The sequence below is a fragment of the Streptococcus sp. CCH5-D3 genome (genome assembly GCF_001556435.1).
In the GTDB taxonomy this organism is placed as follows: domain Bacteria; phylum Bacillota; class Bacilli; order Lactobacillales; family Streptococcaceae; genus Streptococcus.
In genome coordinates this window covers 42,775-57,263 of the sequence record NZ_LSIW01000113.1, presented here as the reverse complement: position 1 = coordinate 57,263, position 14,489 = coordinate 42,775, and the positions used below count along the sequence as shown (strand labels likewise).

Genomic DNA, 14,489 nt, shown 5'->3' with positions numbered 1-14,489 from the left:
CCATGCTCTTTTGCTTCTGTCCCACTCTCCTTATTTTTCTATTGATTAAACAGTAAGGAGTTCTTTTTCCTTTTCTGCTGTCATGCTGTCAATCTTCTTAACAGCGTCATCAGTTGCTTTTTGGATATCTTTTTCCAAAGCTTTCAATTGATCTTCTGTGATTTCTTTGTCTTTTTCTTGCTTCTTAGCTTCATCCATAGCATCACGACGGATGTTACGGATAGCGATTTTAGCATTTTCGCCGACTTTTTTCACTTCTTTAGCCAACTCTTTACGTGTTTCTTCTGTAAGTGCTGGGATAACCAAGCGTACAACAGAACCATCATTAGCTGGGTTGATTCCAAGGTCAGATTCATTAATCGCACGTTCGATATCAGCAATTGAACCTTTATCAAATGGTGAAATCAAAAGGACACGTGCTTCAGGAACCGTGATTGAAGCCAATTGGTTAAGTGGTGTTGGAGCACCATAGTATTCTACAGTGATGCGGTCAAGAAGTGAGGCATTGGCACGACCTGCACGGATAGAGCCAAATTCACGGGCCAATGACTCGTGTGAGTGGGCGAAACGTTCTTTTGCTTTTTCAATAATTGCGTTTGTCATAAATTCTCTCTTTCTTACTTGTGTGATTCTGCTTTGTTAGATACAGTTGTCCCAATTTGCTCACCAAAGATAACACGTTTGATGTTTCCTGGTTCGTTCATATTGAAGACAACAAGGTCAATGTCATTATCCATTGAAAGGGTAGAAGCTGTGGCATCCATAATTTTCAAACCACGTTTGATAACTTCCACGTGGGTCAATTCATCAAATTTGACAGCATCAGCGTTTTTACGAGGGTCGTCATTGTAGACACCATCAACGCCGTTTTTAGCCATAAGAATAGCATCAGCTTCAATTTCAGCTGCACGAAGAGCCGCTGTTGTATCTGTTGAGAAGTACGGTGAACCAATACCTGCTGCAAAGATAACAATACGACCTTTTTCAAGGTGACGAAGGGCACGACCACGAATATAAGGCTCTGCCACAGATTTCATATCAATCGCTGTCTGAACACGTGTATCAACACCGAGTTGTTTCAAACTATCTGCCATAACAAGGGCATTCATAGTTGTTCCAAGCATACCAGTATAGTCTGCTTGAACACGATCCATTCCTGCTTCAGCTGCAGGTTCCCCACGCCAAAGGTTACCACCACCGATAACTAGAGCAATTTGAATACCTGAATCCGCTACCTCAGCAATTTCTTTAGCCATAGCTTGGACAGTTGGAAGATCAATCCCAACACCTCGTTCACCAGCTAGAGCTTCACCTGAAAGCTTAATGAGGACACGTTTGTATTTTGGTTCTGCCATGATTTCTCCCTATTAACTATTTTGTTTTATGATTTAATTCTTAGCTGAGATTCATCTTTCCTAAGTCGTCAATTACCATCCTTTTAGGGTGGTTAAGGGGCTTATTCGAGCAACTCCTTTTTATGATTAGGATAGGAAAATGTTTTCTTTTTTTGCAAAGAAAACACTAAATCTTCATCCTTACTATTTTATCATAAATTAGGGTTTTCACCTAGTCAAATATTTAAAAAATATCCTTACAAGATAACTGTAAAGGTGATGGTGTCATTTTTATAAGAGGCAAAGATACGCCCCTTAAATAATTTGACCATACTTTGAGCCATGGACAGGCCAATGCCAAAACCTTTGTGTTCTTTGTTATTATGGGATTCTTCAATACGATAAAAACGCTCAAAAAACTTGCTATAGTCAACAGCCTTACCTTCTTTATAGGTGTTTGACACTTCTAAACGAGCCCGTTTTCGCGTTCTTCCAATCTGACGAAGTCTTACCGTAACTGTCCCTTCTGGATCACAATACTTGTTAGCATTATCCACAAGGAGAGTCACAAGTTCAAAGAGAGACTTCTCCTCTGCCTTTACATGAATATCCGGTGTGATGTCCATGACAAAAGATTTACCGTCTCGAACGACAGGTCCCTTAAAGTCCTCTGCTGCATCCTCAGTAATATAGGAAAAATCGACATCTTGAAGAACAATATCCGGCTGCTCCTCCAGACGAGATAGGGCTACTAGAGAATTGATTAGAGTGGTCAAACGTGCCACCTGGTCATTCGTTGACTTGGTCCATTCGTTCTCTCCAGTCATGAGTTCCTGTAGCTCCGTATTGGCAGAAATAATGGCCAATGGTGTCTTTAATTCATGACTAGCATTGGTAATAAAACGTCGCTGCTTTTCGTAGTTTCGAATGAAGGGACGAATGACGATTCCTGATAAGGCACTGACAATGACGACAAAAAAGATAAACCCAAACATTGATAGAAGGATAGAAAGACTGAGCAAGGCTTGGGAAGAATTGTAATAAGAGGTCGTGTCCAGGAAGACCACAAGAATCTTATTTTTGCTGACTTTGCTAACCTGATAACTCAGATTGATATTTTTTTCTCTAATTGTTCCAAGAGTATTCGTCATACGGCTAGCTGCAAGTGCATAGCTAACAGCTTCTTCATCATCTATTAAAGAAGTATGGCTGGTATCCTGACTGACCACTTTATCACCAGATAAGGTCACACTGAAAAAACGAAAACTATCCAATGGAATTTCATGCCCTTGATTGGTCTCAATTTTTTTAGTTTTTCCGAAACTACCATTATTTTCTGTAAGCGTGTTGAGAACCTTACTAATTTCCTGTTCTGTCTGAAAGGACCTCACAGTATTGATGATTCCCACTGTAAAAACCAAGATAAAGAGAATAGCCAAGGAAGCAATCGTAATAAACTGAAGTCGTAAACGTCTAAGCATGCACTACTCCTCTCTAATTGGCAAGAAGGCAAAAGTCACCACCCTTTTCACCAAGAATACTGATATCAGCCTGGATGGCTTGCAATTTCTGACGCAAATAGGAAATATAGACCCAGACAATCGACTCGTCCACATCTTCCTCATCATCCCAGATGGTCTTAAAAAGGTGCTCAGTCGTTAATTTCTTAGCAGGATTGAGCATGAAGTGAGCCATTAACTTGGTCTCTCTACTTGAAAGTCGAATGGCATTCCCAGCTACTAGCTCCTGCTCCTCCTGGTCCAAACGTACAGAACCAAGTGTCAAAATTTTGGCAGTAAAGGTCTCACTAACACGACGCTCTAGCGAGCGCAAACGAGCCAAAAGTTCCTTAAGAGAAATCGGCTTGGTCAAGTAATCGTCTGCCCCAGCGTCAAGTCCTGTCACACGATCATCAACTTCAGCCATGGCCGTCAACATAATGACATGCGTCGTATTCCCAGAGGAGCGAATCTCTTTCAGGGCCTCAATGCCTGTTTTGATAGGCATCATAATATCCATAATCATTACCTGATAGGCATTCTGTGCAGCTAGGTCAACTGCCTCTTGACCGTTAAAGGCCTGATCCACCTCATAGCCTTGATGCTCAAGAGCGGCCTTGTAGACTCGAGATAAGGCCTCCTCATCCTCAGCTAGTAGAATTTTCAAAGCCATTCTAGTCCCCTCCTTCTTGAATTAAGTTACGGATGGTCTGCATGGTCAAATCGCATGAAGCTAATTCATCCGCACAGCGCTTAAGCTCACGGGTAATCATTTCTGGATTCTTGATATCATGCTTGTACTTCATCTGATGCTCCAAACTGGCCCACGAATCCTGAGCGATGGTTCTAAGCTGAACCTCAACAAAATAGGTTCCTTTCTCATTTCCTAAGACATCTGGAAACTCGGTTTCTACTTCCAAAATGAGATGGTATGAACGATAACCATTAGGCTTAGCATTTAAAATGTAATCTTTCTCGTTATAGATAGAGACGCCAGGGATAGTCTTAATGACATCGATAGTCTTGTAAATATCATCGACAAAGCCACAAACAATTCGAAGCCCTATACTGTCACGGATTTCCTTGAGGGCAGACTGACTGGTTTCAGGCAAATTTTTCCGACGACACTTTTCACGCATAGAATCGCTCTCCTTGATTCGTGAAATAAAATGTTCATAGAGTTTGAAGCCTGTTTCTTTTTTGCTAGTAATATTAGCCGCAATAATTGGGTCTGTTATTTCTTGTAAAATCTTGGGGAGATACTGAGCATATTCCCCATAAATACTTGGAGTTAACATATAAACCTCCTCTAATACCATTCCCTAATTATAGCATAGATAGGCTTAAAAATAAGGAATAAGCCAGCTATGAGAGTCTCTTAAAGAATAAGAAAAAATCCAGCCGAAGCCAGATTCAATTTGCTTATCTAAGTTTAATTAACACAAGGCTATGCATCAAGTGGTTTGACAAAAGGCCAGTTGCCTAGTTTGTGTGTTTCATAGGTCAAGACCTTATAACCACATTGCTTGTAGCCATTTTTCTCATAGAAAGGCACATTGTAATCGCGATTGGTAATCAAGCCAAGACTACGACCTCCTGTACTACGTACAAAAGGTTCAACCCCTTCAAGCAAGAAACGACTTCCTATACCTTTTCTTTGATAATCTGGAGTTACTGCTAACATCATCAGATACCAATCGTATTCTGCAGAATCCTCCAGATGTCTTTCAGACTCTTCAACAAAATTAAAGTACTTAAACAACTTAGTGATGCTTATGAAACGGAAAAGCTTGGTCGCTCCGTTCTGGAGATAATTAAGCATAGAAATCGTCTGATGCTGTAAAATAGCTGCCGCAACAATGCGACCATCCTTTTCAGCCACCAAACACGAATCCATCTTTATAGCTAAACGCACCAACATTTCCTGCAAGGCTAAGACAAATTCCTCATACTGTTCAGGCTTCTTTAAATTAGTGGCAATCATTGAAAGATAGGGATAATCTTCAAAGGCATCTGCACATACTTGTGCCACTTCCTGAACTTCGTCTAGTCTTGCTTTGCGATATTGCATCTTAATCTCCTAATCTGTCTGTTTTTTTCAGTATAACACAAAACGCATGACTGACAGTCATACGTTCTATGGCTTTTTGTAAAATCTTATAATTTTATAAGAAAAGTTTAGGCAACTTCTTCTGTAAATTGACTATTATAAAGATCAGCATAGAAACCATCTGCTGCCATGAGCTCATCATGATTTCCTTGTTCAATAATATTCCCATCTTTCATCACAAGGATAAGATCAGCATTTCTAATAGTTGATAAGCGGTGAGCAATGACAAAGGAAGTCCGACCTTCCATAAGCTTGTCCATGGCTTTTTGAATCAATTCTTCTGTTCTGGTGTCAACAGATGATGTCGCTTCATCCAAGATAAGAAGAGGGGCATCCTTCAGAAGCGCACGTGCAATGGTCAAGAGCTGTTTCTGACCAACTGATAATGTCACAGAATCATCCAAATAAGTGTCATAACCTTTTGGAAGTGTGGTGATAAAGTGGTGAACACCGACAGCCTTGGCTGCAGCAATAACTTGCTCCTCAGAGATATTTTCTTGGTTGTAAATTAAATTATCACGAATAGTACCTTCAAAGAGCCATGTGTCCTGAAGCACCATAGAGAATTGATCATGGACAGTTTCACGTTTCATGTCGCCAGTATCCACACCGTCAATGGTGATATGGCCTTGATCGATGTTATAGAACTTCATAAGTAAGTTAACAATAGTCGTCTTACCAGCACCTGTTGGACCAACAATCGCAATCTTTTGACCTGGCTTAGCAAGAGCTGAAAAATCATGAATAATAGTCTTTTCAGGAGTATAACCAAAGGAAACATGATCAAAGACAACTTGACCTTTAGTATCTGTCAATTCAGCTGTCTTACTTGATTCGTCATCCATATCTTTTTCTTCCAAAAATTCAAAGATACGACCAATAGCTGCAGTGGCTGACTGGAGTTGCGTAATCCCTTGTGCAATTTGAGAAAGAGGTTGTGAGAAAATACGAACATAAGTCATGAAGGCTACCACATCACCAATAGTCAAGCTACCATCAATAACCTTAATAGCTCCCACAAGACAGACCATGACGTAACCAAAGTTCCCAATGAAAATCATAAGTGGCATCATAATACCTGAGATAAACTGAGATTGCCACATCGATTTATAGAGCTTATCATTAAGTCCCTTGAAAGCTTGACTACTTTCTTCAGATGCATTGTAACTCGTTACAACTGCTTGACCTGTGTAGATTTCTTCAATATATCCATTAATATTAGCCAAATTTTCTTGTTGACGTTTGAAAAGGGGTTGTGAGAAACCCATGATGAAGGCTACTAGAACAAATCCTATCAAGACAGAACCAATCGCAGTGAAAGCCATAGTGACATTTGAGTAAAACATCATAATAATGGCTGCGACCAAGAGAACACTTGAAGTAATTAGGGTACCCAGACCTTGACTAAGAGATTGTCCCAAAAGGTCAACGTCATTAGTCACACGAGAGAGGGTATCCCCTTGAGAGTGACCGTCAAAATAATTAAGGGGAACACTGTTGATTTTCTTTTGGATAGCTGTACGGAAACGTTGTGAAAAGCGTTGTGTAACTGTCGCAACCGTAAAACTTTGTAAGTACCCAACAATCGCTGAAATGGCATAGAGAACAGCCAAGGTCATAGCAATACTTGCTACCTTGTCCAAATCAATGCCTGGAATCGTCCCCATTTTTGTAGGTGTGATACCTTCAGTAATAGTATTGGTAATTTCTTTAAGCTTATCTGGTCCAATAACTGTAATGACCGCTGAAATAATTGCTCCAAAAATCGCAAGGACAAACGGAATTTGGAAACCTTTAATATAGGGTTTTAAGCGTTTATAGGATGATGTTTTTGGCTTATTTTCCATTTTCTAACTCCTCCTTAGACAATTGTGAATAGGCAATTTCTTGGTAAACCTCATTATTTGCCAAGAGTTCCTTGTGAGTTCCTTGACCAACGACCTTACCTTGGTCAAGTACCAAGATTTGGTCCGCATCCATAATAGTAGAAATACGTTGAGCAACAATCAACTTGGTCATATCTTGTGTTTTTTCAGCCAATTCTTGACGTAACTTACGATCGGTCTTATAGTCCAAGGCTGAGAAGGAATCATCGAAAATCAAGATTTCAGGCTTACGTGCCAAGGCACGCGCAATAGCCAAACGTTGTTTCTGTCCACCTGAGAAGTTAGACCCAGCTTGGGCAACTTCTGCCTTAAGTTGACCTTCTTTATTTTCAACAAAGTCTTTTCCTTGAGCCAATTCGAGAGCTTCCCAAATCTTAGCATCATCAAGAGGACTGTTATTGCTCGTTCCCATCGTCATATTTGACGTGATATCACCTGAGAAAAGCACTGCCTTCTGTGGAATATAACCGACTATATTGTGCAAGGTTTCGTGGTCATAATGGCGTACATCGACACCGTCAACCTTGATTGTTCCTTGCGTGGCATCATAAAAACGTGGAATAAGGTTGACAAGTGTTGATTTACCAGATCCAGTCGAACCAATAAAGGCCACCGTGTCACCTTTTTTAGCTTTGAAGCTAACATGCTCCAAAACAGGCTCTGAAGTTTCAGAATAACGGAAGGAAACATCATCAAATTCGACAGTACCCACTTCTTTAGGCTTTTCAGAACTATTTTCAGGGTAAGAGACTGAAGATTGGGTATCTAGAACTTCATTGATACGACTAGCTGCTACAACTGCACGTGGAAGAAGGAAGAAAACAACAATCATCATCATGAATCCCATAACAACCTGCATGGCATAAGATGAATAAACCACCATGTCTGAGAAGAGATGGACCTTATTTTCCATGGCACCAGCAATCTTAGTTGGATCTGTTGGAATCTTAACATCTTCAATCAAATGCGCACCAATCCAATAAATAGCCAGTGTCAAACCACTTGATACAGCAGTCATCACCGGTGTCAGTAAGGCAAAAGAACGACCGATAAAGAGGTTGTTTTGGGTCAAATCAGTATTGGCCTTCTCAAACTTATCCTCTTGATAACTTTCAGCGTTATAGGCACGCACCACACGAATTCCTGTAAGAGATTCACGTGTTACGCTATTCAGTTTATCTGTCAGAGTTTGAATCAAGCGTTGCTTAGGCATAACCATAATCAAGAGGAAGAGCATGAGAATGGCAATCACTGCCACAGCGACAAGCAAGGCAAGGAGCCAGTTACCATTTTTATCGGCAATCTTTGTAATCGCCCAAATGGCCATGATAGGCCCCTGTGTAATGACCTGTAACCCCATGGTAAGTACCATCTGCAATTGGGTAATATCATTTGTCGTACGGGTCAAAAGACTAGGAATTGAGAATTTCTTGATCTCTGCATCCGAAAAATCTAGAACCTGATGAAAGATATCATCACGAAGGCGGGTGGTAAAACTTGCCGCTGTTCTGGCAGCTAAGAAACCAACAACTACAGAGGCCATAAAGCCAGCAAACGACATTAAAAGCATTCGCATCCCTGGGGCATCTGTATTCCAGGCAAAAATATCCGACGCTTTAGTTCCCTTAGTTGATAAGAGTGTCGTAATATCAGACATATAGTCTGGAATTTTCAAGTTTAGGTAGACGTTCAAGCAAACAAAAATCACCGCTAAGACAATCATGATTAACTCTTTTGTCGTCAAACGTTTAAAAATTTTAAACATAAGTTACTCCTTATTTTTTTCTAAATTCATACGAATTTGGTGAAAGACACGAAAGGCTGTTTCAGCATCTTCTTTGGAAATACCTTCTAACAGCTGTTCATGGATGGCCTCTCGAAAATGTTTGACATCTCGAGCTTTCTTTTTACCTAAGTCTGTCAGATGAACATACTTGTAGCGTTTATCCTTGTCCGATGTCACCAACTCAACAAAACCATTTTTTTCCATTCGTTTGACCAAATTACTAGCCACTGATTTAGAAATACATAGTCTTTTTTCAATGTCTTTGATAAAGATTTCTTTATCTTGATTGTCAGACAAATACTTGACGGCAAACCCTTGTGGGCCAGCTAAATGCTCAACCCCATGGACCTTTCCTAACTCTTGCACGCGAGATTCCATAGTATTGATGAATTCTCTGAATTCACTAAAAGTATCTTTTCCATGCATCGCAAGTCCCTCCTTGAATAATTCTCATGGAAACTATTTTAGTTCTTATGAGAACTAATGTCAAGAAAAAAGTTCTTATGAGAACTAAAAAAGAGTGAGAAAAAAATTGCTTTCCACTCTCACTCCCATAACTATGATTATTAAGGCTTTGAACTCAAAAACTAGCCCACTTGGGCTAGGCTATCTAAATAATAATCCCCTCCAAATGATCCAATTCATGTTGAATAATTTGGGCTGGCATGCCAGAAAAATTTAACTGTTTAGGCATCCATTGTTCATCTAAATAAGCAACCTCAATCGACTCATAACGTTTGGTTGGACGACTTCCTTCTAAAGACAAACAAGACTCCTCTGTTTGAAAAGGTGAGGACTTGCTGACTAAAACAGGATTAAACATGACTAGATTAACAAAACCGATATTGACGATAATAACACGCTTTTTAACGCCAATCATATTGGCAGCCATCCCCACACAGGCATCCTTATGAAACTCCAGTGTATCACGTAAATCTTTAGCCAAGTAGAGGTCTTCTTTAGTCGCTTCTGTCGATTTTTGTCCAAGGAAAAAGACATCCTTTACGATAGTTTTTATCATCTATTTACTCCCTTTTCTTATCTAAAATATGAAATCATATCTCCTTTTTTTATCAGAGACGAAGGTTTTCAATTTCATATTAATCACCTTGACCTATTATATCAAAAGGCCTACCCTCTAGTAAAACAGTCAAAAAAAGAAACCCGCAGGCTTCTTTTTAGTCATCTTTCTTCACTCTATACAAATAACCAATAAACGCCAAAAGACTAATAGTTGAAACACTCATTGCCACTTTAGCAACTGTAGTATAGCTATAGGTCAAAACGACACCATGCTTACCTGGTGGTAGGACTAGATTAGTTGGATTCTTTTCTTTAGCTAAGTAAGTAGTTACTCGCTTTCCATCAATCCTCGCTTTTTGTCCTTTATAGTAGAAAACTGGTAGCGACAAGACCTTAGCTTCTTTTGACTCGTTATCTACTGTAAGTGCTAGCTCCTTTGGAGAACGTCTGATGGTTGACTTAATTTCCTGATTATCCAAGAAGAGGTGTTTGTCAAAGACAAAGCCAAAAGGCACTTCTTTATTGGTATAATCCCCATTTATATTTTTATAAGTTCCCTTGGCCAGCATTTCTCTCGTGACTTTTGTATGACTTGGCAATATATTCTTTGCTTTAGTCATCTTATCTTGAACAGTAACAATCTGAAACATATTTAGACAAAGACCTAACAAGACAAGTATTGTCGATGCCTTTATAGAAATATTTTCTAAGATATTCGCCAAAGCTAAACTGAAGAAAAGCAGAGCAAAACTCCATAATCTCCAAGGAAATTGAAGGTTGGACACTGGACTTGCCTGTAAGAACTGCCAAGGAAAACTATTCAAAGTCAAAAAGGCCAAAACAAAAGAAATAAAAAGGTAAATTCTAGCTTCCTTATCCTTCACAAAACGCTTAGCAAAAATCAGGCTTAGCAATAAGCCCAGGAGATAGAGAAGATTTACTGATGGAGTCCTTAAATCACTTTTTAGAATCAACTCCCAGTTGTCTGCCAGACTTAAAGCTGTCTTTGATAGGAGCGGTTTAAAAGTCGTTCGTAGAGTGACATACTTGAATTGCTCTATCATAGGAACAAAGAAAGCTAGAGACATACTAAGAGTGACAAGGGTGGCCTTAAGAAATCCTAGGACACGTTCTTTTTTATTATCCCAAATCCAAAAACTAGTTACCACCGCAAAGAAAATCCCAACAGAAGCCAAAAGGACCGATAAGACATGGGAATAAACTAAACCAAGCATCCCAAGAGTCAAAATCCACCATTTCTTGTAATCTCCAAAAGTTATCAAACGAACGCCAACGAAAACTAGAGGTAGAAAAATCATCGCTAGCGTTTCGCCAACGGCCGCCCGGTAATAAGAATTGTGCAAGAAATACCCCGAAAAGAGATAAAAGGTAGAAAATATCATCACCTGTTTATCAGAATATTTCAATAAACGTAATCCGTAAAAACTAAGCAAACAAGTTACAAAGCGAACAAGAAACTGAAAACTCATCCAGGCTACAAAGACCGACTGAGTCAGCTTATAGATTATGAAAATAGGATAATAAGTTAACCAGGGATAGAAGGTATTGATTAATTGTCCGGTCCCTCCGTTAGTCGTAAAATTGATAGGACTCCTCCAGACAGTATCCAAAGATAACAGTCGGTTAATGTGAAAGACAATATCATCACCATAAAGCTTGTCCCTAAAAAAGAACATAGGCAGTATTGACACCATACTGATTAAGAAACTTATTAGAATGATTGTCTGATTAGTATACTTCTTCTTTTTTAGCCCACAGGGACCCTTTCCAACACTCAAAATTATTCCTCTCGTATTCTAATTCATAAAAATCTACTCTAGAAAGAGATTTCTTACAAGGTATTATACCAAAAAAGCACAAAATTCCTCTTCCTCCTAAGTCTGTCTAAACAAAAAAAGAAACCCGCAGGCTTCTTTTTTTATTTTATCGAGAGGCTTATTGATCAGGTCAAGGCTGTTAATTAAACAATACCTTGAGCTGACATAGCGTCTGCAACTTTAAGGAATCCAGCGATGTTGGCACCCACAACAAGGTTACCTTCATGACCAAATTCTTTAGCAGCTGCTGCAGCATTTTCGTAGATACCTTTCATGATATCGTAAAGTTTAGCATCAACTTCTTCGAATGTCCATTGTGTACGTCCGCTGTTTTGTGCCATTTCAAGAGCTGATACAGCAACACCACCAGCGTTAGCAGCTTTGGCAGGACCGAATGATACACCAGCTTTAAGGAAGACATCAATAGCTCCCAAAGTTGAAGGCATGTTAGCACCTTCTGAAACAGCCAATACACCATTTGCTACAAGTGTTTCTGCATCTGTTTCATCCAATTCATTTTGAGTTGCACATGGGAATGCCAAGTCAGCTTTGATAGACCAAACTGTCTTTTCACCACCAGCAGGTGTGAAGGTTGCATTTGGACGAGCTTCTGCATATTTAACGATACGTTCACGTTTAACTTCTTTGATTTCTTTCAACAAGTCAACGTCGATTCCGTCTGGATCATAAACAAAACCAGATGAGTCAGAACATGTTACAGCTTTAGCACCTAGGCTTTGCAATTTTTCAATAGCGTAGATGGCAACGTTACCAGCACCTGAAACAACTGCTGTTTTACCGTTAAAGTTTTCACCACGTGCATTAAGCATTTGTTCTGCAAAGTAAACAGCACCGTAACCAGTTGCTTCTGTACGAGCAAGTGATCCACCCCAGTTCAAACCTTTACCAGTAAGAACACCTGTGTACTCATTACGAAGACGTTTGTATTGGCCATAGAGGTAACCAATTTCACGTCCACCAACACCGATATCACCTGCAGGTACGTCTGTATCTGCACCAATGTGTTTGCTCAATTCAGTCATGAAGCTTTGGCAGAAACGCATGATTTCGTTATCTGATTTACCTTTAGGATCGAAGTTTGATCCACCTTTACCACCACCGATTGGTTGACCAGTCAATGAGTTTTTAAAGATTTGTTCGAAACCAAGGAATTTAATGATTGATTGGTTTACTGATGGGTGGAAACGAAGACCACCTTTGTAAGGACCAATAGCTGATGAGAATTGTACACGGAAACCACGGTTTACTTGTACTCGTCCTTTATCGTCAACCCATGGCACACGGAATGAAACGATACGTTCTGGTTCAACCAAACGTTCCAAAAGGTTTTCTTCAATATATTTAGGATATTTGTCGAAGACAGGAACAAGTGAATCGAAAACTTCTTCAACTGCTTGAAGGAACTCAGCCTCATGGCCATTTTGAGCTTTCACTTTTTCAAAAACGCTAGCAACGTACTCTTTACCTGTTGTCATATCAATGTTTCCTTTCAAATAATTACCTTAGTAATTTAATTACATGAATAGTATAAATTTTCAGAATCTTCTTGTCAAGTATTTTCTGCTATTTTTTTGATTTTTATGTTAGGTTTTATGACATAACAAGTAATCTATCTTTTTAAAGTTACTCCTAAAAAGTTATCAATTCAATAATGTAAGCGGATTCTATTTTTCTAGTTTTTCTCCAAAATTTTTTAAACTTTTTTTCAACTTTAAAGCTAAAATAACCTAAAAACAATTTAGTAAATTTACTATTTTATATTTACAAAGATCTCCAACTATGTTATTATGAATTTAGTAATTTTACTAAATCTTAAAAAGGATCATTTTTTATGAAAAGAAAGCAATTATCAGGAAAGCACATCGGCATTGTTTTTGGAACTTTCGCTCCAATGCATGTTGGGCACGTTGACCTTATTACCAAGGCAAAACGCGCTAATGACAATGTGCTCGTCATCGTAAGTGGCAGCAACACACAAGAAGATCGGGGGACACGTGCAAGCCTATCACTCAACCGCCGTTTCCGTTATGTTCGAGAAGTTTTCTATGATGATGAATTAGTCGTTGTGGATAAACTGGATGAGGCTGGGATGCCAGCCTATCCCGAGGGATGGGTACCTTGGGTTAATCGTGTCAAAGAGCTTATCTCTAAAAATACGGATAATCCTGAAAAGATTACCTTTTATGTTGGAGAGCCAGAGTACGTGACCGAGCTCAATCGCTATTATCCTCAAGCTCAGGTAGAACTCATCGAACGCTCTATTATCAACATCTCTGCTACCGAGATTCGCGACAATCCTATGGAAAATTGGCGTTTTATCACCAAGCCTTTCCGTCGTCACTTTACTCGTAAGGTCCTTGTCGTGGGCTCTGCTAGCGGTGGAAAAACTACTCTTGTTAAAGATTTGGCTCGATCTTACAACGCTCCCTGCTCTCTTGAATATGCTAGGGAGTATCAAGAAAAGTATAATGTACGAGATGACGAGTTAGATACTAACGATTATATTCACCTCCTAACAGATCAATATGCCCAGACCTCTGATATCATTGATAAAGGGCAGCACTCAGGACTTATCTTTGCCGATACCAACTCAACAGTCACAAAAGTTTATATCGACTACTATTTGAAAGAAAATATTTCTAAAGAAGAATTTGATATGCTGGATCGGCTCTATCAGGTAACTCAAGCCCGTGAAAAATGGGATTTGATTTTTGTAATTCTGCCAAAATCAAACTATGTGGATGATGGCTTCCGTGACATGACTATGGCTGATAGCCAAACACGTGACTGGTTTACCAAGCATCTCTTAGACCTCCTATCACCATTCAAGGATAAAATCGTTATTTTAGGGGAAAATAGTAATAGTGACAGCTTCTTTGCGGACAACTACCACAATGCCAAAAAAGCAATCAAAGAACGTCTACACATAGAGATTTAAAAGACCAATCCAACGTAATCATCACTTAAAACTTACAATACAAACATGGAGGAA

Annotated in this window: 13 protein-coding genes; 1 reads left to right on the top strand and 12 read right to left on the bottom strand. The window is 39.3% G+C overall.

The window, feature by feature from the left end:
- Window positions 1-45: 45 nt before the first annotated feature.
- From frr to gdhA, 12 genes are all read right to left on the bottom strand, one after another.
- Complete coding sequence (frr, locus tag AX662_RS07510) at window positions 46-603, bottom strand: ribosome recycling factor (protein ID WP_002885567.1); 558 nt, start codon at window positions 601-603, stop codon at window positions 46-48.
- Window positions 604-617: 14 nt separating this feature from the next.
- The gene (gene pyrH, locus AX662_RS07505; RefSeq protein WP_002885551.1) at window positions 618-1,355 is read right to left on the bottom strand and encodes a UMP kinase; all 738 of its coding nucleotides are present in this window, start codon (window positions 1,353-1,355) and stop codon (window positions 618-620) included.
- Between the two features lie 236 nt (window positions 1,356-1,591).
- Entirely contained in the window at window positions 1,592-2,815 is a 1,224-nt protein-coding gene (locus tag AX662_RS07500; protein ID WP_060972077.1) for a sensor histidine kinase, read from the bottom strand.
- Between the two features lie 13 nt (window positions 2,816-2,828).
- The gene (locus AX662_RS07495) at window positions 2,829-3,506 is read right to left on the bottom strand and encodes a response regulator transcription factor (protein WP_060972076.1); all 678 of its coding nucleotides are present in this window, start codon (window positions 3,504-3,506) and stop codon (window positions 2,829-2,831) included.
- A gap of 1 nt (window position 3,507) precedes the next feature.
- The gene (locus AX662_RS07490) at window positions 3,508-4,131 is read right to left on the bottom strand and encodes a GTP pyrophosphokinase (protein WP_060972075.1); all 624 of its coding nucleotides are present in this window, start codon (window positions 4,129-4,131) and stop codon (window positions 3,508-3,510) included.
- Between the two features lie 149 nt (window positions 4,132-4,280).
- Window positions 4,281-4,904: a GNAT family N-acetyltransferase gene (locus AX662_RS07485; protein WP_049545662.1), complete on the bottom strand. Its 624-nt coding sequence runs from the start codon at window positions 4,902-4,904 to the stop codon at window positions 4,281-4,283.
- 107 nt (window positions 4,905-5,011) lie between these two features.
- Window positions 5,012-6,790: an ABC transporter ATP-binding protein gene (locus tag AX662_RS07480; RefSeq protein WP_060972074.1), complete on the bottom strand. Its 1,779-nt coding sequence runs from the start codon at window positions 6,788-6,790 to the stop codon at window positions 5,012-5,014.
- Window positions 6,780-8,594, bottom strand: a complete 1,815-nt coding sequence (locus AX662_RS07475) for an ABC transporter ATP-binding protein (protein ID WP_038675388.1) — start codon at window positions 8,592-8,594, stop codon at window positions 6,780-6,782. The genes AX662_RS07480 and AX662_RS07475 overlap by 11 nt, the downstream gene beginning before the upstream one ends.
- Window positions 8,595-8,597: 3 nt before the next feature.
- Complete coding sequence (locus tag AX662_RS07470; RefSeq protein ID WP_002885568.1) at window positions 8,598-9,041, bottom strand: MarR family winged helix-turn-helix transcriptional regulator; 444 nt, start codon at window positions 9,039-9,041, stop codon at window positions 8,598-8,600.
- A 184-nt stretch (window positions 9,042-9,225) separates the two neighbouring features.
- The gene (locus tag AX662_RS07465) at window positions 9,226-9,636 is read right to left on the bottom strand and encodes a peptide deformylase (protein ID WP_060972073.1); all 411 of its coding nucleotides are present in this window, start codon (window positions 9,634-9,636) and stop codon (window positions 9,226-9,228) included.
- 157 nt (window positions 9,637-9,793) lie between these two features.
- Window positions 9,794-11,335 carry a YfhO family protein gene (locus AX662_RS07460; protein ID WP_231728422.1) on the bottom strand — a complete coding sequence of 514 codons (1,542 nt, stop codon included), beginning with the start codon at window positions 11,333-11,335 and terminating at the stop codon, window positions 9,794-9,796.
- Between the two features lie 284 nt (window positions 11,336-11,619).
- Complete coding sequence (gdhA, locus tag AX662_RS07455) at window positions 11,620-12,972, bottom strand: NADP-specific glutamate dehydrogenase (RefSeq protein ID WP_060972071.1); 1,353 nt, start codon at window positions 12,970-12,972, stop codon at window positions 11,620-11,622.
- A gap of 356 nt (window positions 12,973-13,328) precedes the next feature.
- On the opposite strand from gdhA, the gene AX662_RS07450 reads away from it, so the two are divergent.
- Window positions 13,329-14,435: an AAA family ATPase gene (locus tag AX662_RS07450; protein WP_060972070.1), complete on the top strand. Its 1,107-nt coding sequence runs from the start codon at window positions 13,329-13,331 to the stop codon at window positions 14,433-14,435.
- The last annotated feature ends 54 nt before the right edge of the window (window positions 14,436-14,489 follow it).